Source organism: Clostridium sp. AF36-4 (genome assembly GCF_003435975.1).
Lineage (GTDB): Bacteria > Bacillota > Clostridia > Lachnospirales > Lachnospiraceae > Eubacterium_F.
Genome location: NZ_QTVH01000002.1, coordinates 43,742 through 63,851, shown reverse-complemented (window position 1 = coordinate 63,851; position 20,110 = coordinate 43,742). Strand labels below are relative to the sequence as shown.

Annotated in this window: 18 protein-coding genes; all 18 read right to left on the bottom strand. The window is 41.6% G+C overall.

Features of this window, described 5'->3' with window-relative positions; translation table 11 throughout:
- Positions 1–11 precede the first annotated feature (11 nt).
- The 18 genes from DW005_RS01465 to DW005_RS01380 all read right to left on the bottom strand — a co-directional run bounded on the left by DW005_RS01465 (position 12) and on the right by DW005_RS01380 (position 20,045).
- On the bottom strand, positions 12–1,052 hold the full coding sequence (locus DW005_RS01465; RefSeq protein WP_117477879.1) for an N-acetylneuraminate synthase family protein: 1,041 nt from the start codon (positions 1,050–1,052) through the stop codon (positions 12–14).
- Positions 1,049–2,200, bottom strand: coding sequence for a UDP-N-acetylglucosamine 2-epimerase (gene neuC, locus DW005_RS01460; RefSeq protein ID WP_117477878.1), 1,152 nt, complete (start codon positions 2,198–2,200; stop codon positions 1,049–1,051). Before neuC ends, DW005_RS01465 begins: the two co-directional genes overlap by 4 nt.
- Positions 2,201–2,366: 166 nt before the next feature.
- Positions 2,367–3,182, bottom strand: a complete 816-nt coding sequence (locus tag DW005_RS01455) for a flagellin (RefSeq protein ID WP_117477877.1) — start codon at positions 3,180–3,182, stop codon at positions 2,367–2,369.
- Between the two features lie 238 nt (positions 3,183–3,420).
- Positions 3,421–3,621, bottom strand: a complete 201-nt coding sequence (locus DW005_RS01450) for a hypothetical protein (RefSeq protein ID WP_022377328.1) — start codon at positions 3,619–3,621, stop codon at positions 3,421–3,423.
- Complete coding sequence (locus DW005_RS01445; RefSeq protein ID WP_117477876.1) at positions 3,618–5,180, bottom strand: 6-hydroxymethylpterin diphosphokinase MptE-like protein; 1,563 nt, start codon at positions 5,178–5,180, stop codon at positions 3,618–3,620. Before DW005_RS01445 ends, DW005_RS01450 begins: the two co-directional genes overlap by 4 nt.
- A 67-nt stretch (positions 5,181–5,247) precedes the next feature.
- On the bottom strand, positions 5,248–5,736 hold the full coding sequence (locus DW005_RS01440) for a flagellar export chaperone FlgN (RefSeq protein ID WP_181974907.1): 489 nt from the start codon (positions 5,734–5,736) through the stop codon (positions 5,248–5,250).
- 28 nt (positions 5,737–5,764) lie between these two features.
- Entirely contained in the window at positions 5,765–6,142 is a 378-nt protein-coding gene (gene fliS / locus DW005_RS01435) for a flagellar export chaperone FliS (RefSeq protein ID WP_117477874.1), read from the bottom strand.
- A 26-nt stretch (positions 6,143–6,168) separates the two neighbouring features.
- Positions 6,169–8,319 (bottom strand): flagellar filament capping protein FliD, encoded by a 2,151-nt coding sequence (fliD, locus tag DW005_RS01430; RefSeq protein WP_117477873.1) that lies wholly within the window; start codon positions 8,317–8,319, stop codon positions 6,169–6,171.
- A gap of 11 nt (positions 8,320–8,330) precedes the next feature.
- On the bottom strand, positions 8,331–8,744 hold the full coding sequence (locus DW005_RS01425; RefSeq protein WP_022377333.1) for a flagellar protein FlaG: 414 nt from the start codon (positions 8,742–8,744) through the stop codon (positions 8,331–8,333).
- Positions 8,745–8,868: 124 nt separating this feature from the next.
- Positions 8,869–9,093, bottom strand: coding sequence for a carbon storage regulator CsrA (gene csrA, locus DW005_RS01420; protein WP_022377334.1), 225 nt, complete (start codon positions 9,091–9,093; stop codon positions 8,869–8,871).
- A 1-nt stretch (position 9,094) separates the two neighbouring features.
- Entirely contained in the window at positions 9,095–9,550 is a 456-nt protein-coding gene (gene fliW / locus DW005_RS01415; RefSeq protein ID WP_022377335.1) for a flagellar assembly protein FliW, read from the bottom strand.
- 16 nt (positions 9,551–9,566) lie between these two features.
- Entirely contained in the window at positions 9,567–11,054 is a 1,488-nt protein-coding gene (gene flgL, locus DW005_RS01410; protein WP_117477872.1) for a flagellar hook-associated protein FlgL, read from the bottom strand.
- Positions 11,055–11,110: 56 nt separating this feature from the next.
- Positions 11,111–12,991 carry a flagellar hook-associated protein FlgK gene (gene flgK, locus DW005_RS01405; RefSeq protein ID WP_117477871.1) on the bottom strand — a complete coding sequence of 627 codons (1,881 nt, stop codon included), beginning with the start codon at positions 12,989–12,991 and terminating at the stop codon, positions 11,111–11,113.
- 4 nt (positions 12,992–12,995) lie between these two features.
- On the bottom strand, positions 12,996–14,819 hold the full coding sequence (gene flgK, locus DW005_RS01400) for a flagellar hook-associated protein FlgK (protein ID WP_117477870.1): 1,824 nt from the start codon (positions 14,817–14,819) through the stop codon (positions 12,996–12,998).
- An 83-nt stretch (positions 14,820–14,902) separates the two neighbouring features.
- The gene (locus DW005_RS01395) at positions 14,903–15,418 is read right to left on the bottom strand and encodes a flagellar protein FlgN (protein WP_022377339.1); all 516 of its coding nucleotides are present in this window, start codon (positions 15,416–15,418) and stop codon (positions 14,903–14,905) included.
- 20 nt (positions 15,419–15,438) lie between these two features.
- Positions 15,439–15,708 carry a flagellar biosynthesis anti-sigma factor FlgM gene (gene flgM / locus DW005_RS01390; RefSeq protein ID WP_022377340.1) on the bottom strand — a complete coding sequence of 90 codons (270 nt, stop codon included), beginning with the start codon at positions 15,706–15,708 and terminating at the stop codon, positions 15,439–15,441.
- Between the two features lie 110 nt (positions 15,709–15,818).
- Positions 15,819–18,101 carry a DNA topoisomerase (ATP-hydrolyzing) gene (locus tag DW005_RS01385; protein ID WP_117477868.1) on the bottom strand — a complete coding sequence of 761 codons (2,283 nt, stop codon included), beginning with the start codon at positions 18,099–18,101 and terminating at the stop codon, positions 15,819–15,821.
- A 15-nt stretch (positions 18,102–18,116) separates the two neighbouring features.
- Positions 18,117–20,045: a DNA gyrase subunit B gene (locus DW005_RS01380; RefSeq protein WP_022377342.1), complete on the bottom strand. Its 1,929-nt coding sequence runs from the start codon at positions 20,043–20,045 to the stop codon at positions 18,117–18,119.
- Positions 20,046–20,110: the final 65 nt, after the last annotated feature.

Here is a 20,110-nt window from a genome sequence, read left to right as displayed (position 1 = left end):
CCTCGTCTCCTTTACTCTACCATATCATTTTTCAACTGCGTATCTGCGGCAATATCCTCCACCGCTTTTTTCCCAAGTATTTTTGTAAAATCTTTGGCTAAAATCTCACCCGTTCCCGGACGCTTTACCCAAATATTTTCTTTTGTGAAAACTTCACCTTTTTTAACCGGTGCAATCGTAACCACAGTAGCAAAGGCAAAGTCAATTGTGACCTGTTCCTCCGGCAGTGCCCCTTTCGTTCCGCCGCGCATCATAGGAACTTCAATTGCCGCTTGAATCAGTTCCTCACAAGCTGCCTCGTCCATCGAGCATATTATGTCCGGTCCACTTCTTGCCATTTCATCCGTAAAGTGACGCTCTACCAAATCCGCACCAAGCGCCAGCGCCGCAATACACGCATTGTTATTTAACGTGTGGTCAGAGAGTCCAATCGGCACATCCGGGAACTCCCTCATCATCTCCTGCATTGCACCGAGACGAACCCACTCCGGTTTGGTCGGATACAGATTTGTCGTGTGCATCAGTGCATACGGAACGCCATACTTCTCCATAATATTCACTGCTTTTGCCACACTTTTAATATCATTCATTCCGGTTGAAACAATCATCGGCTTTCCGTACTCAGCAATATGCTCCACAAGTGGATAATTGTTTAATTCACCGGAACCAATCTTATAAGCTTTTACACCCATTCTCTCTAACCGCTCCGCCGCTGCTCTGGAAAATGGCGTACTAAGAAATTCCATGCCAAGGCTCTCGGTGTATTCCTTTAACTCTTTTTCGTCTTCTTCACTCAGCGCACAATGCGCCATAATGTCATAAATCGAATCCGAAGAGTTTCCGGGAATGACCTGCTTTGCCACCTGACACATCTCATCTTCTACCACATGAGTCTGGTGTTTAATCAGCCGTGCGCCGGCACGGTATGCCGCCGACACCATTTCTTTCGCTACCAAAAGACTGCCCTCATGATTAATTCCAATCTCCGGAATCACAAGTGCACGCTTGTCATCTCCAACGCAAATATCTCCAATGCAAAATGTTTTTTTCATCTTTTCAGCCCCCGTATGTCCACAAAAATCTTCTGGATATCCAAATTCCAGATATCCTCACGTTTTAACACTTCAAAAAACAATTCGGTACTATTTCCCACGCCAAATCCACTCGATGGAATCCGGTGGGATGAAATATTTTGTAATTTATCTAAAATATCCGCCTTATCCTCTCTGGCATGCTGGATATTTTTTAACATCTTTTCATTGTATCTGCCTTTTTGTCTGCTGCCGATATCAATAGCAGGAATTCCATAAATACCGCTTTCCCGTATTCCCGCACTGGAATTTCCAATAATCGCATCCGCATTTTTCAAAAAAGTCAGAAAATATTCAAAACGAATGGACGGAAAAACACGAAATCTTTTATTTCCGTACAGCCGCCCGATTTCATTTAAAATAATTTCCGTTCCATTATCATTGTTCGGATATACCACAATATAATTTTTCTCCGATGCAAGCAAGGCATCAACTACTTCTCCAATATGCTCCGGCAATTTTTCAACTTCAGTCGTCACCGGATGATACATAAAAATGGAATAAGAATCAAACTCCACTTCATACTTTTCATATGCCTGCTGCAAAGACGGAAGGGTATCACTTAACATAATATCAATATCCGGAGAACCAATCACAAAAATACGCTCTTTCTGCTCACCCATCTGAAGCAGTCTTTTTTTTGCTTCCTCATTGCATACAAAGTGCAGATGGGCAAACTTAGAAATCGCATGCCGGATCGAATCATCGATCGTGCCGGAAATCTCGCCCCCCTCAATGTGCGCCACCAAAATATTATTCAGTGCCCCGGTAATTGCACCCGCCAGGGCGTCAATCCTGTCTCCGTGCACAACAATCATATCCGGTTTAATCTGTTCCGCATAACGTGCCAGATTCATAAGCACAACACCTAAGTTATAACTCATGTTATCCGTCATCACCTGCTCAAAGGCAACATATGTATTTCTATAACCATCCTTCTGCACTTCCCGGTAAGTGCTTCCGTATTTCTGCAAAAGATGCATGCCGGAAACATAGACAAATACCTCATATTCCTCACGCTTTTTTTCCATCTTCTGCATAATCGGTTTGATTTTTCCATAGTCGGCTCTGGTACCAGTAATAAACAGTATTTTTTTCCTCTGATTCATCCTAATTTTCACACACCTTTTTCTTTGTAGCAGTTCACAATCTATGGTCTTATTTTATCACAATGCAAACTAGATTTCTACAAAAAAAGAGAGAGACCAAGTGGTCTCTCCCTTTTCGTACAATTCATTATGATACTGCTTTACGCAGTCATCAAACCAGCCGAGATTACTGTAACAGAGAAAGTACTCCCTGATTTGCCTGGTTTGCCTGAGCCAGCATAGAAGTAGCTGCCTGCTGCAAGATGCTCTCCTTGGAGAATTTTGTCATTTCATCTGCCATATCAGTATCACGGATACGGGATTCAGCAGACTGCATGTTCTCAGCCGTATTGTCATCCACTTTAACAGTGTACTCAAGACGGTTCTGAACAGCACCAAGTTTAGAACGCTCAGTTGTTACACTCTTAATCATGTCATCGATTGTATCGATAACTGCAGAGTTATCTTTACCATCACCACCAGTGATATCAGGATTAGTCCAAGTTGTTTTAGCGATAGAAACAGAGATACCCTGCTCTTTGTTTGCACCAACCTGGAAATACTGGCTTGTGTAGTTACCATCCAACAGTTTTTTCTTGTTGAACTCAGTATCAGAGTTGATACGCTCAAACTCTTTACCGATTTCATTCAACTCGTCCTGAATCTTCTGGAAATCGTCATCACTGTCTTTATCCAATACACCGGAGTTAGATGCCTGAACTACCAACTCACGAGCTCTCTGTAAGATTGCATGCTGCTGATCCATAGCACCCTCAGCTGTCTGGATAAGAGAAATACCATCCTGTGCGTTGTCAGATGCACGATTCAAGCCACGAACCTGAGCTCTCATTTTCTCAGAAATAGCAAGACCTGCTGCATCATCAGCTGCACGGTTGATTCTGTAACCACTGGAAAGTTTCTCAGTAGATTTAGCCAAGTTGTTTCCTACGATTCCTAACTGTCTGTTAGCGTTCATTGATGTAATGTTGTGTTGTACGATCATAATGATTACCTCCTTGTAATACACCGCAATTCCTTTTACGGGTTGTTTTTAATTTTTTGTTATAATATCGAGAGGAGTGGCTTCCATCACAGCGGGCCCTGCCATGATTTCTCGCCCACTCCGCTCGTTACTATCGTCTGTTTGGAAGTGTATTATCTTCCTGACACTATATATATCGGATAGGCATCAAAATACTTAACCCCTAAATTAAATTTTTTTGATTTTTCTTTTTATTTTTTTATTCACCCTGTATTTCATGGTACAAAAGATCCGCTGCATATGTATAATCTGCCCGCTCAATTGCATCAAAAATTGGATTGATCAATGGAGCTGCGCTTTTGTTTGTACCAAGTTTTGCTGCATTTGCCATAAACAAATCCATGCCGTCTGCAATTTCATTCTGATAAAAGCAAACCGCAATCTGCTGCCAAATCGTCATCTGCCCCATCCTCCTTTTTCCAATTCATCCGACACAAAGGATAACGCCGTCTCAAAACGCTCCCTTCGGTCTCCTTCCAGTATTTTCATATACGAAAGAATCATGCTCATCACCGGGAACTGATGATAATCTTTTTCAAAGAATGTCACATCGTACCCCCACAAGCGAACTGCTTCTAAATCGCGGACACACTGCACCATCTGCTCCTTCATAAGAACAGCCTCTTTTTCTGTAATCTGATTGTCCTCAGCCTCCAGAAAATCTTCAAAGCAAACCGCCTTCTGCCCGAGTTCTTGACAGACCTCTTTTAGCGGTTTCTGAATCGTTCCCTCAATCCGTACACCGCCTTCGGTTGCATTCGTCACAGTAATCGATGGGTAAAGGGCAATCATCTTCTCAAACCAGTCTTTAAATTCCAGCCAGTCCATGCGGGAATACACTTTATCTCCATAATAACCGTCTGTTTCAATTCCGCTCGCGTCTACATAATATTCTTTTTTCCCATTTGTATGAGATGAACCATCGGATGCATATGCTAAATCCTGACCAACAAAAATAATATTTTCTGCTCCAAATTCAACGGCTGAGGAAAACATCGCCGTCGAAACACCAAGATAATATGGAACCTGTGATATCTCAATTCCTGCACGTTTCTGCATCATCAAAATCTGCTCATGGTCAAATCCCCATATTTTCTTTGCGGTATTACGGTTTAAAAATTCAGTTCTTGTATTGGAAGACCCTAATACGGGAATCAGGTTACTTCTCTCATCTTCAAAACAAAATAAATCTTTTCCGGCATCCACACTTGCAACCAAGTCCGGTATCACCTGATGAGAAAGCAGCGTCGGCAATGCAGCATCCGCACACCAAATCAGTGCATGTCCCTTCGCCTCTTTTAAATCTTCCACATTCTTCTCTAACGATGGTCCCGCAGACACTAATATAACCGGAATATCTGCATTTCCCTTTCGGTAAAGACGCCTTAATGGAACTCCTTTTGTCATGTTCGGGAAATTCGCAATTTGGTTTCGTATCATCGCCACCGTAAAACGCTTTAACGGTGCTCTCATAAACGTAATATCATCACATATTTTCTGGCAGATTTCCTGCACTTCCAAAAATTCTTCCTCATACCAGTCCACATAACCCGGATGCACCGCAAGCATTGTCTCCTCCACCCAGTCATCATCCAGTAAATCTTTCGCAGTACAAGAAAATTTAGCATGCTCCGATGCCTGAAAAATTTTCACACGGCGGCATTTCACCGCTTTTTTATACAGATTACTTGTTCGCATCTGTGAAAACACTAAGTTTTCCGGCTCATAAACTAATATCTGCCCCGGCACCTTTTCGATAAGTTCCAACACAATCCGGCAGTCCCCCATGCCAAACAAAATGATATTTTCCGTCCGTTTTGACACCACTTTTTCGCACCAGCATGACGCCGCAACCGCTCCATCATACATACTTCCAAGATGTCTTTTAAGTCCATCTCTTTCTAAAACCGGAACCGGATGACCGTCTTTTGCCCGCAGGATGGTTCCCTTTATATCCATTTATTTTCTCCCTTCATAAAACAATCTAGGACAGGTGAATAAGACCTGTCCTAGTCTGTCTAATAACTTATTGCTTTTCATTGAAATAATACGACTGCTCCGGTCGATGTGAATTTGCCATATTCTGATAATAACGTGATGCCGTCTGACTGTTCACATGATAATCATGTATCTGCTTGCGCTTTGACGCAAGATAGATTTTGAAACGTTCACTATTCTGCGCTTCCAGTGCCTGAATCCGCAGACCCAAATCTGATACCGCAGAAATCAATTTCTGCATCGTAACAATCTCTGTCAAATAGTTTTTTTTGTGAACCGTGATTTCTTTTTCAACCTTCTTAAACAGAGCATCAAAACCTTCATCAATCTGATTCAGTTCATCGATTTGTCTTCCTTTTTCATCTAAAAGTTCTTGAAAACGGTCGTAATCGACGTCCTCCTGTTTTAGAATTACTTCCTGTTCTTTCGTCTGTTCCAGAATCTGTTGCAAAATTTTTTCTTTTCTTTTCAGCACATCCACCATCATTCTCACATAGACACTATTGTTTGAATTCATCGGCATCCCCTCACATCTGTCCTGCCGGTTACTTCGCACCGGCAGCTTTCTTCATTACTTCCTTCCAAGTGTCACGCATCTCACGAATATACTTTAGAGCATCTTCAATTACATCAATCTCCTTGCTCATGTTTCCTTCTACAAGACGTCTGTAAATGTAATCATACACCCGGTCAAAATCTTCCCACACCGGGTACTTATGATCGAGTGTCACACGGAGTTCGGAAATAATCGCCTGTGCCTTTTTCAGATTCACATGCGCCTTTTCCATATCCTTTTTTTCAATCGCCATAATTGCGATGTTACAGAATTTAATCGCCCCATCATAAAGCATCAGTGTAAGTTCTGCCGGCGATGCCGTCAGAATAGCATTTCTCTGGTATGCATTAATCGTATTTTGATTCATACTCAAACTTCTCCCTTATTTACTCATCAACTACTAAAAAGACTTGACATGGAACTCTGCTGTGACTGCAGTTTTGCAAGCGCAGTCTCCATCGCAGTAAATTTACTGTAGTAACTGTCTTCCATCTCAGCCAGTCTGTCTTCCCAGTCCTCAATCTCATCTTCATACGATTTCACATCACTCTTCATCTTGATATCATTGTAGAAAGTCAAGGAACTGCTGTATTTCGTTGCCGACATCTTCTGGCTCATAGTCTCACGAAGTTTGCCAAAGACACCGGTCAATGTTGCAATTACAGCATCCGGATCTTCATCAAGTGCTTTTTTGAGTTTATCATCTTTTGCCGAATATACAGAATCATCCGCATCTCCATAAATATGGAGCAGACCACCTTCTGTATAATCCGTTGATGTCATAATACCAAAACTGGAAAGCGCATATGTTTTGCCATCATACTCAACTGTTGACATCATAGCCGAACGCATTGAACTCATAATGCTGCTCAATGTTGAATCACTGCGAAGCAGGGACTTTTTAATCTTATCCTCCCAAAGTTTCACATCGTCATCTGACATTGCCTCTTTTTCCTCACTGGTCAATGGCTCATAACCTTTGGCAGAATCCGCATTGTAAAGTGTGTTCATTTCCTTCATTACAGAATTATATTCTTTCAGGAAACTCTTAATGGAATTATAAACACTCTCCGTATCATTTGTTACAGAGAAAGTAATTGGCTCATCTGTTTTTGTCAATCCGGTCAGTGTGATATCCAATCCATTCGCTGAAACAACGGCGGAAGAGGATGTAAGCTCTGCCCCGTTCAAAATAATCTTGCTGTCAGAAGCTTCAATCAACGCCATACCCTTTGGAATCGTGGAATTACTGCTGTCATTTGCTCCACCATTAACCGTAACATTTCCATCTGCATCGACTGCGATATCAGCCATACCAAGTCCGGATAAGGCGGAACCTGCCAGAACCTCATCACGGTCAGAAATAGAAGCATAATCCTGTACATAGGAAGTAAGGCGGTTTTTTTCGCTCTCCTCATCTACGCCATCCATACCGGTAAAGGCGGTTACCGTTTCACCATAATATTTCTTTACTGCCTCTTCACTGAAATCAGCCATATCCGCTTCCGTCTTGCCGGAAAAAGCTGCTTCATCAATTTGCAACTTCACATCGCTTTCCTTTAACTGCGTTCCTACATACGAAGTTGTATCAGCATCAGCCTGTTTTGCCACTGCTGCATCATAAGCCTCTTGTGTCTTACCTGGTTTCAGACTGCCATCTTCTTCAAAATAGGTGTCTTTTAACTTCTCTTTTGCCTTTTCTTCATACTCACTGTACTTCTCACTGTAAATTTTTGCTTTTACGTAAGTCGTCGCAGCATTTTCCGCTGACGTTTTCTTCGTCTCATAGGAAAGCTTTGCAATCGTATTTAACGCACTGTTATAATCATCGGTTCCTACGCCCGACGTCTGCAGTTTCTCCATTGCAGAATCAAACAGTTTCTTATTGCTGCTTGTCATACTGCTGTAACCGGCCGCATCGCGAAGTGCCTTTCTGCCATTCACCTCCGCATCCGTAATACCTGATGTCGTGATAGAAAAAGCATTTTCAAGACCACTTTCTTTGCTGCTGATAAACAGACGTTTCTGTGCATCGTCAAAACTTGCATTTAGACCCGCACTCTGCAAAGCACTCGTGAAGTCTTTTAATGTAGTGTCTGCAGTAACAGCAAACTTTGTTGTCTTGGCACCAACTGTAATACTGATTTCTTTATTCAAAAGCGAAGAATCAATATCTGTCAATTTGTCCGATGCAGTTGCATTAATTTTAGCGCCGGTCAAATACTGAGAAGTTGCTACATTTTTAATTTCCATCGAATAATTTCCGTTCGCAGCACTTGTCTTTGCTGCAACACTTGCTTTTGTCGCATCCGAAACTGTTGTTTTCTTTGTCTTATAAGCAGTAGATAACTGCATTTTAGACACAAAATTATTATAAAGACCTGTCAGCTTGGTATTCAACTCTGACCATTTAGTCTGTGTCCACTCCAGTTTTGTTTTTGCCTTCACTACTTTATTTTTCTTCATACTCTGGGCGGACATCAATTCTTTTACAATTGCCTCTGTATCCATACCGGATGATAATCCACTCATTCTGATTCCCATAGTGATACCTCCTATCTTTTCTCATCTACTAAGATACCAGCCATCTCCCACATCTTCTGGAGCATATCCAAAGATTTTTCCGGTGGAATTTCACGGATGACTTCATCGGTATCCTCATTAATCACTTTAATCGAAACACGATTTGTCTCTTTGTGATACGAATACTCACAACGCGTATGCTCCATACGACGGTTTGCGCTTTTTACCGCATCGTCAATCGTTGCTTCGCTTGGGTTATGCTCTTTGTTTCCACAGTTCTGATTCGTCGCTTCTCCGGATTCAGATACCGTCCTCACAGCTGCAGAAGAAGCCTCGGAAACAGACTGCGCTGCTGTATGTGCACTTTCAACCGGTGCACGCTTAACCTTAACACTCTCTGTCGAGCTATAATTTGAATTAACACTACTAATACTTTCCATATCCATAATAACACCTCCATGTGTAATAAAAAAGAAACGTTTTCCCTAACTTAAAGTAAATATCGGCTACCTTTTCAAAAAAATTAACCCCTTTACCAAAATTCGTGAAACGCTTCTTCTTTTGTCCTATTTATTTGTCTTTTAACAGCTCACCAAGTGCTGCCGGATTTACCGTATTGGCCGCCGCTGCATTTGCCTCCTGTATCTGTACAAAAAGTTCTTTGCGGTAAATCGGAACATCTTTTGGTGCGTTAATACCAATTTTCACTTGATCCCCTTTTACTTCCAAAACAGTGACTTCGATATTATCATTTAAAATAATGGATTCATTTACTTTTCTTGCTAATGCTAACATATCAACAATCCCCCTTTTTTGCATTGAGGATGTCATATATTTTGTATTTCACCTCATAATCGTTATTGTCACAGATAATCTGGGCACCCTTTCTTGTGTCAGCATTCACAATAATCGGTGCTTTTAAATTCACTGACATCTGTTCAATCTGTTCCGGAACTGTCATTGTGACTAAAATCACAAGATTCTCTTCCGTCAGTTCTCCAATATGAGAAAGCAGCTCGTCTTCAACAACCGGATTATAATCTTCCTTTATAATCCATGGTTTTACAACCGGAAGTGCTAAAGTTGGTTCCTCAACACTCTGTAACCAGGAAATGTTGCTGTTCTCTTTTTCACAGTCATATAAAATCGTAAATTTTTTATAATCAGCAAGCCCAATCAAACCGCGTTCAAAAGTAATGATTTTTTCCTCCGGTAAATCGATTTCCCCAAAAAATTTTGTTTTTACTAACATCCCAATTCCTCCTTAATTAAATAAAGTTAAGCAGTGACTGACCGAGTATCTTCGATGTCGCATTCAAAGTCGCCTGATACAAAAGGTCCGCCTCCGAGAAGTTTACATAAGCCTCTCCCAAATCTGCATCTTCATTATCGGATTTTGCTTCTTTTGTATCATTCTGCTGCTGTTCCAGTTTCGATTTTGTCATACTCATACGGTTATAACGGGAACCATGGTCAGCAAGTGCCACATTCAATTCATCTTTTGCTGACTGGCAGGTCGTAATCGCAGAGCCCAGCGTTTTTCCAAGCACCGTCTTCTGAAGCTGAATCTCTGTCTCAATCTGGCTCTTTAACTCATTGAGATTGGCCAATGTTGTTTTATCATTTTCATCACAGTCATTAATCCGCTTCTCCACAGACTTCAGATTGGCTTCCATCACATCCAAGTCATTACAGATATTTGTAATATCAGAAATCGTTCTGCCAACTGCCAGATTAATGGAATCACAGCCTTCTGTATTAACAACCAAAGTCTGACTAAAATTAATCTGGTACATCATATTCTGAGTACCTGCTGTGCGGTAATTCGATACCTCTCCGGTTGTATTATCCACTGCCGTACAGTTAAAATAATGTTCCGGACGCACATCTTTTGCAGCAAATTCTGTTTTCTTGTAATCAACGCTCAAATCTTTTCCGGCACGAATACTGTCATAAACATCGTCACCAAATACAAGCTCACCGGTTTCCGGAACAAAATACACCTCATCAGCTCCCGGGTGCAGATGCTCATTATACTTTGTATCCGCTGCTACACTCTTCGTAATTGCAGTAACTGTCTGCTGTGTTCCGGTCGAGTCCGTATAAGTAAGTTTTACTGTTTGGTTATCATCTAATTTATCATAAGATAAAAGTGCACGGTGCGTCGTTGCAAACTCGGATGCCTGATTGGCATAATCCGCCGCACTGCTTCCCGCATTGTAAGACGCCTCTCCATATACATACTGATATTTATTAATGGTATTAATATCAATATTCTCTGTAATCGTATAAGTAGTCCCCGTCTCCTCTTTATCAAAAAGCATCGGCACATCGGTACGAAATCCTGTAAACAGATAACGTCCGGCATAATCCGCATCGGCATTCTGCTCATAGATATATTTTGAAAACTGCTTTAACTGTGTCACAATATCCGCACGGTCTTTCTCATTATAAGTGCCGGTAGCCGCCTGTGTGCAGTAATCAATCATATCCGTAAGTTTTGTATTAACAGTTTTCAAACAAGTTTCTGTCGCACCCATCCAGGATGTTGCATCCTTGATATTTGTCAGATACTGATCAATTTCTGCCAAAGTTGTACGATATTTGAGGGCACGTGCCGCAATCGTCGGATCATCCGATGGTCTCTGTATTTTTTTCTGCGTATTATACTGTGTCAGATATTTATTATATGCCACCTTATTTTTCTGCATATTCAACATGGAATTGTTACGCATCATCGTATTCGTTACTCTCATGTCAGCCCTCCGTTTCCGAATCTCAAATTCATCTTTTTATACTTTATTTATCGGCATCACACGCCGGTTTCATTAATCAATTTATCCAGTACTTCATTTAACACATTTAACATCTTGTACTGGTTAAACAGCATATTCTGGAACACAATCATATCCGAACCTTCTTCATCTTCATCTACGCCGGATACCGATTTACGGTTGGTATCAATGGCATACAAAAGATTGCTCTGGCTCTTTTCCATCGTATCCGCTTTTTTCGCATCAACACCAAGCAGTGCAGTCAGTGACTGAATAAAGGAATCCGGTGCACCGTGGACAAACATTTTCGAGTTGTCCTTGATTTCTGTCAGTTTCTGCAAATTATCACCGTTATCACTTCCTACATTGTCATCCGGATTTGCTTTTGCCTTGCATGCAAGTAATCCCGGGTCATCCGCAACTTTCTTTGTAATCGAGAAGTTCAATGCAGTCATGTAATAGTAAGAACCGGTGTAGGTGCCGTCTGCATTTTTCTTCGCCTCCGAAGTAAAGGAAGCGTCTTTTCCGTCTACCGACTCCTGGAAAATATAGTTGTCGCCGGTTGCTTTGACCGTTGCATTAAAGAAGTCAACACCCGGATTATCATGCAAATCATAACCGCCATTCTGAACACGGTTAAATTCCTGTGCAAATGTACGGACAAATTCATTTAACTGTGCCATATAATACGGAACACCACGGTTGTCAATCGAATCACCAACCTGTGCGGTATAACCATTTGCCACCGCAATCTGAAGTGCTTTCGCATCAGCAGCTTTTGTTGTACCTTTCAACGTAAAGTCATACGTAAAATTACCTGCTGCATCCACTTTTACTTCAAAATTATCATACGCATAAGTGCGGTTATTAATAGTAATCTCACCATCATGTGCCGGAATATTTAACACCTGCACATCATTGCAGTTTGTTCCGGTAACAGTAAGAACAAGTTTTCCATCGGCATCGTTCGCAATTGAGTCAACAGTGCCATGAAGATTTGTTGCATTATTTCCGTCACGAGTCTCAATACACGACTGAAGTTGTCCGCCAATTGCTGTACTATGCATATTGAAGGTACTTCCATCTGCCCAGCTGACATCATACAAACCAGTGATATCGTTAATGTTTACATAGGTGTCTTTCTGCTTAGTTACCAGTGCGTTCACTTTATAGGTGTCCACAAGTGTTCCCCCATTGATATAAACATAGAACTGATTTTCACCTACGCCGTTATCCGGTGGGATTTCTTTTGTCTCCACATCACAATACTGGGACAACTCATCAATCAAAAGGGATCGTTGGTCGCGAAGGTCATTCGCAATTCCGCCATACGCCTCTACTGTGTCAATCTGTTTATTCAACGCCACGATTTTTTCTGCGTATGCATTAATCTGATCAACGCAGGTTTTCACCTGTGTATTTGCTTCATCCTGGAGTTTTTGCAGACCGGTTGCCACATTCTGCACATAATCGGTAAATGTTTCACCTACTGTTACTGCCTGACGGCGAATGGTGCTGTTATTGGCATTTCCTCTAAGATTACTTAACGCACTAAAAAAATCATCAAATGCATCGGTCAGTCTTGACTTCTCATCACTGGTTACATTTCCGCATATCTGATCCTGTAATGCTTTCAGATAATAGGACTGTGTCTGATAGTAATTGTAAGTTGACTGCGTGCGCTGATATTTCGTATCGTAATATTCGTTTCGGTTTCTTGTGATACTTGCAACATTTACACCGAACCCCTGAACTGTTACAGAAGTTTTATTGCCAACTAACGAAACCATATTTACTGTCTGTTTGGAATAGCCTTTTGTTTCAATATTTGCCACGTTATGTGCCGTTGTCTGCAACGCTGCATTGTACGCCATCATACCGGATTTTGCTATCTCCAAAGAACCAAATGTTGATGCCATATCATCATCCTCCTAACCGTTCAATCAAATACTCTAACATCTGTGCCACTGTCGTAATGTATCTTGATGATGCATTATAACACTGCTGATATTTAATCATATTAGAGAGTTCTTCCTCGGTAGAAACTCCCATTACATTCTGTCTCTCATTGTCAATGGTATTTACTGTGATATTCTGGTTGTCAATAATACCATTCCAAACATTGCCCTGTGTACCAAGTTCAGTTACCATACCAACATAAAAATGTTTAATATCATATGTTGTCAATGAATTTGGATTTAGTGTTCCAATGGACTCGTCAAACGCCTGTGCAATGCCAAGCAGTTCATTATTTGCATAACCTTTCTTACCATCGCTCTTATCACTGTACATCGTCGGCAGTGTGGAAGAATCTCTTCCAACAGTCGGATTCAGCACAAGCTGGCTCGTCGTATACATCGTATACACATCGGACGGATCCTCTTCCTGATAACGGTAAACAGGCACTACACTTGTCGTACCATCATCATTTACAACTGTTACATTTTCTTTGGTGTAGCGTTCCACACCACGGCGGGAAAATAATTCTGTTCCCATCGTACGGTTTTTATCATCACCAATCAGTGCCTTCTCTTCATCCAGTACTTTAATTTTTTCGGTATGTGTTCCGGTCACAACGCCATTTTCATCTTTGTCCTCAACTTCGATTGTAATCTCTTTGTTCGGGCAGAGCACATCATTGACGGTTGTTACAATCCCATGAATCAAAGTATCTAATTCACTCTGAATCGTCATCACAACGGAAGCACCGATGGTTTTGTTATAAACTTCCAAATCATCATTAAACTGATCCATAGCGCGGTTATAAGCATTCACATCCAGCACGCCGCCATTTTTGTAATCTTCTTCCTTTGGTTTCTGCGGAACATTTACATAGGTTGCCGCATAACTGCCTCGTGCCACCAAAAGTCCGCGAAGCCCGCCTACATCCGTATTATTTTCACTGGAATACTCTAGGCTGTCATAGCGGTAATAATTCTCGCCGGTCTCCCAGACCGGTTTTAAAAGTTTGGAGGTGTCACTTTCGTATTTCGTTGTAAGGAAATACTGATTGACTGAGTCCAAAAGATATCCACCCTCCGAATAAATCATAACGGTTCCATCCGGCTGCTCATTCGTCTCAAATGTTATGTACTGGCTGAGTTCATCCAAATACTCATTTCTCTTGTCACGGTAGTCATTTGCCGGCTCTCCGGTCGCCTCGTATTTCTGAATATCTCTGTTTAACTCTTTGATTTTTCCAACCAAATCATTAATCGTATCCACCTGTTTTTTTACTTCCGTGTTCAGACTCGTCTGATAGGTATTTAACTCATCCTGCAACACCTTTGCCCGTTCAATAAACTGGGATGCCATCATTACAAGCTGGTCTTTATATACAATATCGTCTGCGTGGGTTGCCAAAGAACTCAACGCACCACAGAGGTCTGTAATGCTGCTCTGAAATTCTTCGCCGTGCAGCTCACCCAACATATCTTCTATTTCCAGTGCCGCATTGCTGTTCGCCTGATAAAACTGCTGGCGTCCAACCTGCAGCCGGTACTGATCATCCAAAAAGGTATTGCGAACCTGTCTTGTCAATGAAATCGTCGTTCCGGTACCAACCGCCATAACATTGTCATGTACTCCGTACGATTTCTGATAAAAGGAATCCGTCACAAGAACCTGTTGTCTTGTATAGCCTACGGTTCCCGCGTTGGCAAGATTATGCGATGTAACAGTCAGCGACTGCTGTGCGGAGTGAAGTCCCGAAACACCCGCATTAAAACTTGTCATCAGATTACCCATGTTCTCATCTCCATTCTTTATAAAAAAAAGTACAACCGTCCTCGAAAACAAAACAGGCGGTGGCTATCGCATCCATGCGCCTGTTATTGTTTTGCATCAAACATCCCATGCTGAGGTGCCATACCTGCCACCTCGGACGCATCACTGGAATAGTTGCTGCTTCCTGAAGACATCCGTGTACTTCGTATCACATTCATATTATATTCAACCATGTCAATTGCTTCTTTTAAAAGCTGTTTGTTCTGATTGTTCAATTCCTGCAGTCGTGAAACGGTTCTCCGTAACCGGTCATGCACTTCCTGCAGTTTCTTTTGGTCTGCCGGCTGATTTTTCAACACCGATGCAATCTGCTCAAGTGTAATCGTCTTCGGGTCACGCCCAAGAACAGTAGCAATATCAATCGCCACTCGTTCCCGTTTGTTTTCCAAGGCAGATGTCTCATCCACCAAATCATGTTCTCTGACGGTTATATCCTGCAAAGCTTCTAAATCATTTGCAATAATCGCCCTCGTCTTCTCTTCCTCAATCGGAATCAATTGAGAATAACACTTTTCTTCTGCATCCAGCGTCTGAATCAGTTCCTCCATCAAACTAGCCAAATGTATACCCTCCTATGTCATTAAGAAAGCAGTGCATCTGCCATCTTGTCTGCGACATCTTCAATTGATACAGAATAGGTTCCTGCTGCCATCTGTGCCTGAATCTCTTTCACTTTGTCTTCTCTGACATCAGATGCCTGTGACGCAGCCTGTTTTGCTACCTGATAAGCATTTCCGAAACTGGAAATCTCTAAGGAATCACGACTGCCTGCCTTTCCTGTCTTTGGAGCGTTTTTGGTTTTGTTTGCCTGGTAAATCTGGCTTACCTGCATATACGCATCAATTCTCATAAAACAACGCCTCCATTCTTATTATATTAAAACGCATTTACCGTTTCTTACTATATTTATCGGACGAAGGCATAAAAACATTAACGTAAATTTGAAAAAGTTTCATTTTCTTATTCAAGTGTAAGCGTATTCTGCATCAAATTCGCTTTCTGCCCCTTCGCCGCACGCTTGCGGTTTCGTACCCTGCGTGCATTTAAAGTCTTTCCTTCATATTCAAATGTTTCCGCAGCCGGATGAACAACCGTTGCAAATGCAACTGTATCCTCTTTCTCCAATGTAATTCCTTTTACGCCTCGGCTTGTCTTTTTGAGTTCGCTCACTTCGCTAAGCGGGAATCCAAGAGAAAGACCGTCTTTTGTCAAAAGAATTACTTTCTTTGTTCCGGTGAGAACATCGCTTGCCGAAAGCATTATTACACCAACTACTTCATCGTCCGCATCCAGTTTTGTCGCCGCAATCATCTGGCGTCCGGTCTCAAATTCCGCTCCGGACACTAACTTAATATAACCGTTCTTTGTCACAAATAACAAAATGGACTCAAACAATTCTTCAAAGCTGACATAGAGAAGTCCTTCTTCGTCATTTTCCATTTTACACAGTGAGTGAATCAATGTACCTTTATCCTTCATCTTACATCTTGGCACTTTCTCCATCTTCACCTGATGCATATTGCCTTTGTCTGTAAAAATGCAGAGTTTATCCGTGTTCTTGATTTTCAGTACAAAACTGAAATCTTTCTTTGTTTCCTCGCTTGCCCGTCCAAATGCAGCCGCATCAATTGCCTTGGTATAGCCAAAGCGGTCAAAGCAGACATACAAATCTTCAATAACCACTTTTTCAACATAGGCTTTAGCCACCGTATCCATAAGGCTTGTCCGGCGTGGCGAATTAAAGATTTTCTTAAATTCACGAAGTCTTCCCTTAATAACTTTATAAAGTTCTTTACTGTCCGAAAGAACCTTTTCATACTCTGCAATATTCGCAATCAATGTATCATTTTCCTCATGAAGTTTTAAAATTTCAAGTCCGATTAACTTGCTCAACTGCATCGTAAGAATGGCATCCGCCTGATTTTCCGTAAAGGAAAGTGTGGCTGCTTCTTTTTCCGATGCCTTACTCTTAAACTTGATTCCCTCCGTAATTCCCTCGATAAGGCACGTCTTTGCCTGTTTCACGGAGGAAGAACCACGAAGAATTTCAATAATCAAATCGATTACATCGGTTGCTTTCATCAACCCTTCAACGATTTCCAGACGTTTTTTTGCCTTTTCCAAAAGGAACTGATACTCTCTTGTATACAAATCCTCTTGGAATAAAACAAATTCCTCGATCAATGATTTCAAATTAAATACTTTTGGCTGTCCGGTTCCATTTTCCGTCGGACGGATTGCCAAAAGGTTTACGCCATAGGTATCCTCCATCTGGGATTTCTTATAAAGTCCATTTAAAAGATTGTCAATATCGCGGCCTTTTTTTACTTCGACAACGATACGAATACCCTCTTTGGAGGACTCGTCGCGCACATCATAAATCTCATCAAATACTTTATCTTTTGCCAGCGCAGCTAAACTTTCCACGAGTTTTAATTTATTTCCGGAAATGGTGTAAGGGATTTCCGTGATAACAATGTTTGTTCTGCCGGCATCTCCTTTTTCAATTTCTGTGCGGGCACGCAGACGGATTTTTCCCTCTCCTTTTTCATAAATATCCCGCATATCGGAAGCGTTGATAATGATTCCACCGGTTGGAAAATCCGGTGCCGGAATGTAATCCATCAATTTATCAATGGAAATTCCCGGTCTGTCCATGTACGCAATTACGGCATCTATGACTTCCGTCGGATTATGTGGCGGAATGTTTGTTGCCATACCGACGGCAATTCCTGTTGTTCCGTTAATTAAAAGGTTTGGCAGCGTGGCCGGCAGTACGGCCGGTTCTTTTTCACTGTCATCAAAGTTTGGTAAAAAATCAACCAGACCTTTGTCCAAATTATCCAACAGCATCATACCAGGTTTTGACAAACGTGCCTCGGTATATCGCATGGCAGCCGCACCGTCTCCGTCAATTGAGCCGAAATTTCCGTGACCGTCAACAAGCGGTGCATTCAATGAATAATCTTCTGTCATATGCACGAGCGCATCATAAATCGAACTGTCACCATGCGGATGATATTTACCCATCGTATCACCGACAATACGCGCACTTTTTCGATGTGGCTTGTCCGGCGACAATCCGAGTTCTTTCATAGCATACAAAATACGGCGCTGAACCGGTTTTAACCCATCACGGACATCCGGGAGAGCACGTGCCACAATAACGCTCATTGCATAATCGCGGTAAGATGTTTTCATTTCTTCTGAAAAATCCAACTGTATAATATTTTCTTCACTCATCTGATTTTCCTCCCGTTAAATGTCCAGATTGGCGTATTTCGCCTCATCCATAATAAACTGTCGTCTCGGTGGAACGTTACTTCCCATCAAAATATCAGTTACTTCATCGGCTTCTACCGTATCGCTGATAGATACCTGTGCTAAAATACGGCTCTCCGGGTCTAAGGTCGTCTCCCATAACTGCGTGTCATCCATCTCTCCGAGACCTTTGTAACGCTGCAATTCCAAAATCTTTTTCCCGGTCTTTCGGAATTTTTCAAGTTCAAAATCATTGAACAAATATTCGGATACTTTATTCTTTTTCTTGCCTTTTTTATCTTCATACGATACCCGGTACAGCGGCGGCAGACCGCGGTATACTTTTCCCTGATAAATCAGTTCGGGCATAAACCGGTAGAAAAATGTAAGCAGCAGCGTGCTGATATGTGCCCCATCGACATCGGCATCGGTTAAAATTATAATTTTATCGTAACGAAGTTTTTTAATGTCGAAATTTTCACCGATTCCGCAGCCAAAAGCAGCAATCATTGTTTTAATTTCGTTATTTACCAAAATTTTTTCAAGTGGTGCTTTTTCTACATTCAGAATCTTTCCGCGAAGTGGAAGAACCGCCTGTGTTCTTCGGTTCCTCGCCGTCTTAACAGTACCACCCGCAGAATCACCCTCGACAATATAAATTTCACATTCCTCTGATTTTTTTGAAGAACATGCTGCAAGTTTACTTTTGGTATCCACATCAAGGAGCTGTTTCATCACACCTTTTCTCGCCTTGTCACTTGCTGTTCTCGCCTTAAAAGATTTATGTACATTTTCAAGGATTCGTTTTAACACTTCCACATTTTTATCAAAATAACGCTGTGCCTCACGGTTAAATACTTCATCCACTGCGGTTTTTGCATCCGTATTACCGAGTTTGTTTTTCGTCTGGCTCTCAAACTGCGGGTCCGGATGTTTGATGGAAACAATCGCAACCAAACCATTTCTGATATCTTTTCCATCAAAATTGTCTTCTTTATTTTTTAAGAAGTTTAATTCTCTTGCATACTGGTTCATAATTCGTGTCAGTGCCGTTTTGAAACCGGTAACCAGCGTTCCACCGTCTGCCACATTGATACGGTTGCAGTAAGCGTTAATCTGCTCGCTATAATTCTGTGTATACTGAAAAGCGACTTCTACCTCAATGTCTCCACTTTTTCCTTCTATATAAATAACATCATCATGGAGAACCGCAGTATCACGATTAATGTACTTGATATAGCTCTGAATTCCAAACTCCTCCAGATATGTTTGCTCTTCTCCCGTATGCTCGTCCTTGAAAACAATTTTGAGATTTTTATTCAAGTAAGCAATTTCTTTTAATTTTTTACGAATCGTCTCCGGCTTAAATTCCACCGTTTCAAAAATGGAATCATCCGGATAAAAAGTAACTTTCGTGCCTGTCTTATTTTTCATGCAGGTTCCAACAACCGGCAAAAGTCCTTTTTCTAATTTTGTCACCGGCTTACCGCCATCTTTATACTCATCCCGGTACACTTTTCCATCTCGTCTTATTTCCACAATCATGTGGCTTGACAGCGCATTTACAACCGATGCACCCACACCATGCAGACCACCGGAAACTTTATACACATCACTATTAAATTTACCACCCGCATGCAATACGGTATATACAACCCGTGCCGTCGGAATCTTCTTTGTCGGGTGAATGTCAACCGGCACGCCACGTCCATTATCCTCGACAACAACGCCGCCATCCTTTAACAACGTTAAATGAAGTTCGTTACAAAATCCGGCAAGATGCTCATCAATTCCGTTGTCAAGGATTTCCCATATCATATGATGAAGTCCTCTCGTTCCGGTACTTCCGATATACATTCCCGGACGTTTGCGAACTGCCTCTAACCCCTCTAAGATTACAATATCACTGCCGCTGTAATTGCTCATAAAGATAAACCTCTCATTCTAAAACTAGCCTTTTATCGGCACATATGCCTTTTTTTGCTCAATCG

Excerpts from the sequence above, each read along its gene's own strand:
- flgK (WP_117477871.1), bottom strand. The coding sequence starts at position 12,991 with ATGGCATCAACATTTGGTTCTTTGGAGATAGCAAAATCCGGTATGATG.
- DW005_RS01450 (WP_022377328.1), bottom strand. The coding sequence starts at position 3,621 with ATGACGATTTGGCAGCAGATTGCGGTTTGCTTTTATCAGAATGAAATT.
- DW005_RS01455 (WP_117477877.1), bottom strand. The coding sequence starts at position 3,182 with ATGATCGTACAACACAACATTACATCAATGAACGCTAACAGACAGTTA.
- DW005_RS01425 (WP_022377333.1), bottom strand. The coding sequence starts at position 8,744 with ATGGATATGGAAAGTATTAGTAGTGTTAATTCAAATTATAGCTCGACA.
- flgK (WP_117477870.1), bottom strand. The coding sequence starts at position 14,819 with ATGGGTAATCTGATGACAAGTTTTAATGCGGGTGTTTCGGGACTTCAC.
- DW005_RS01465 (WP_117477879.1), bottom strand. The coding sequence starts at position 1,052 with ATGAAAAAAACATTTTGCATTGGAGATATTTGCGTTGGAGATGACAAG.
- fliD (WP_117477873.1), bottom strand. The coding sequence starts at position 8,319 with ATGGGAATCAGAATGAGTGGATTATCATCCGGTATGGATACAGAGGCA.
- neuC (WP_117477878.1), bottom strand. The coding sequence starts at position 2,200 with ATGAATCAGAGGAAAAAAATACTGTTTATTACTGGTACCAGAGCCGAC.
- DW005_RS01440 (WP_181974907.1), bottom strand. The coding sequence starts at position 5,736 with ATGAATTCAAACAATAGTGTCTATGTGAGAATGATGGTGGATGTGCTG.
- DW005_RS01380 (WP_022377342.1), bottom strand. The coding sequence starts at position 20,045 with ATGAGCAATTACAGCGGCAGTGATATTGTAATCTTAGAGGGGTTAGAG.
- csrA (WP_022377334.1), bottom strand. The coding sequence starts at position 9,093 with ATGTTAGCATTAGCAAGAAAAGTAAATGAATCCATTATTTTAAATGAT.
- fliS (WP_117477874.1), bottom strand. The coding sequence starts at position 6,142 with ATGAATCAAAATACGATTAATGCATACCAGAGAAATGCTATTCTGACG.
- DW005_RS01445 (WP_117477876.1), bottom strand. The coding sequence starts at position 5,180 with ATGGATATAAAGGGAACCATCCTGCGGGCAAAAGACGGTCATCCGGTT.
- fliW (WP_022377335.1), bottom strand. The coding sequence starts at position 9,550 with ATGTTAGTAAAAACAAAATTTTTTGGGGAAATCGATTTACCGGAGGAA.
- DW005_RS01385 (WP_117477868.1), bottom strand. The coding sequence starts at position 18,101 with ATGAGTGAAGAAAATATTATACAGTTGGATTTTTCAGAAGAAATGAAA.
- flgM (WP_022377340.1), bottom strand. The coding sequence starts at position 15,708 with ATGAGAATTGATGCGTATATGCAGGTAAGCCAGATTTACCAGGCAAAC.
- flgL (WP_117477872.1), bottom strand. The coding sequence starts at position 11,054 with ATGAGAGTAACGAATACGATGATGCGTAACAATTCCATGTTGAATATG.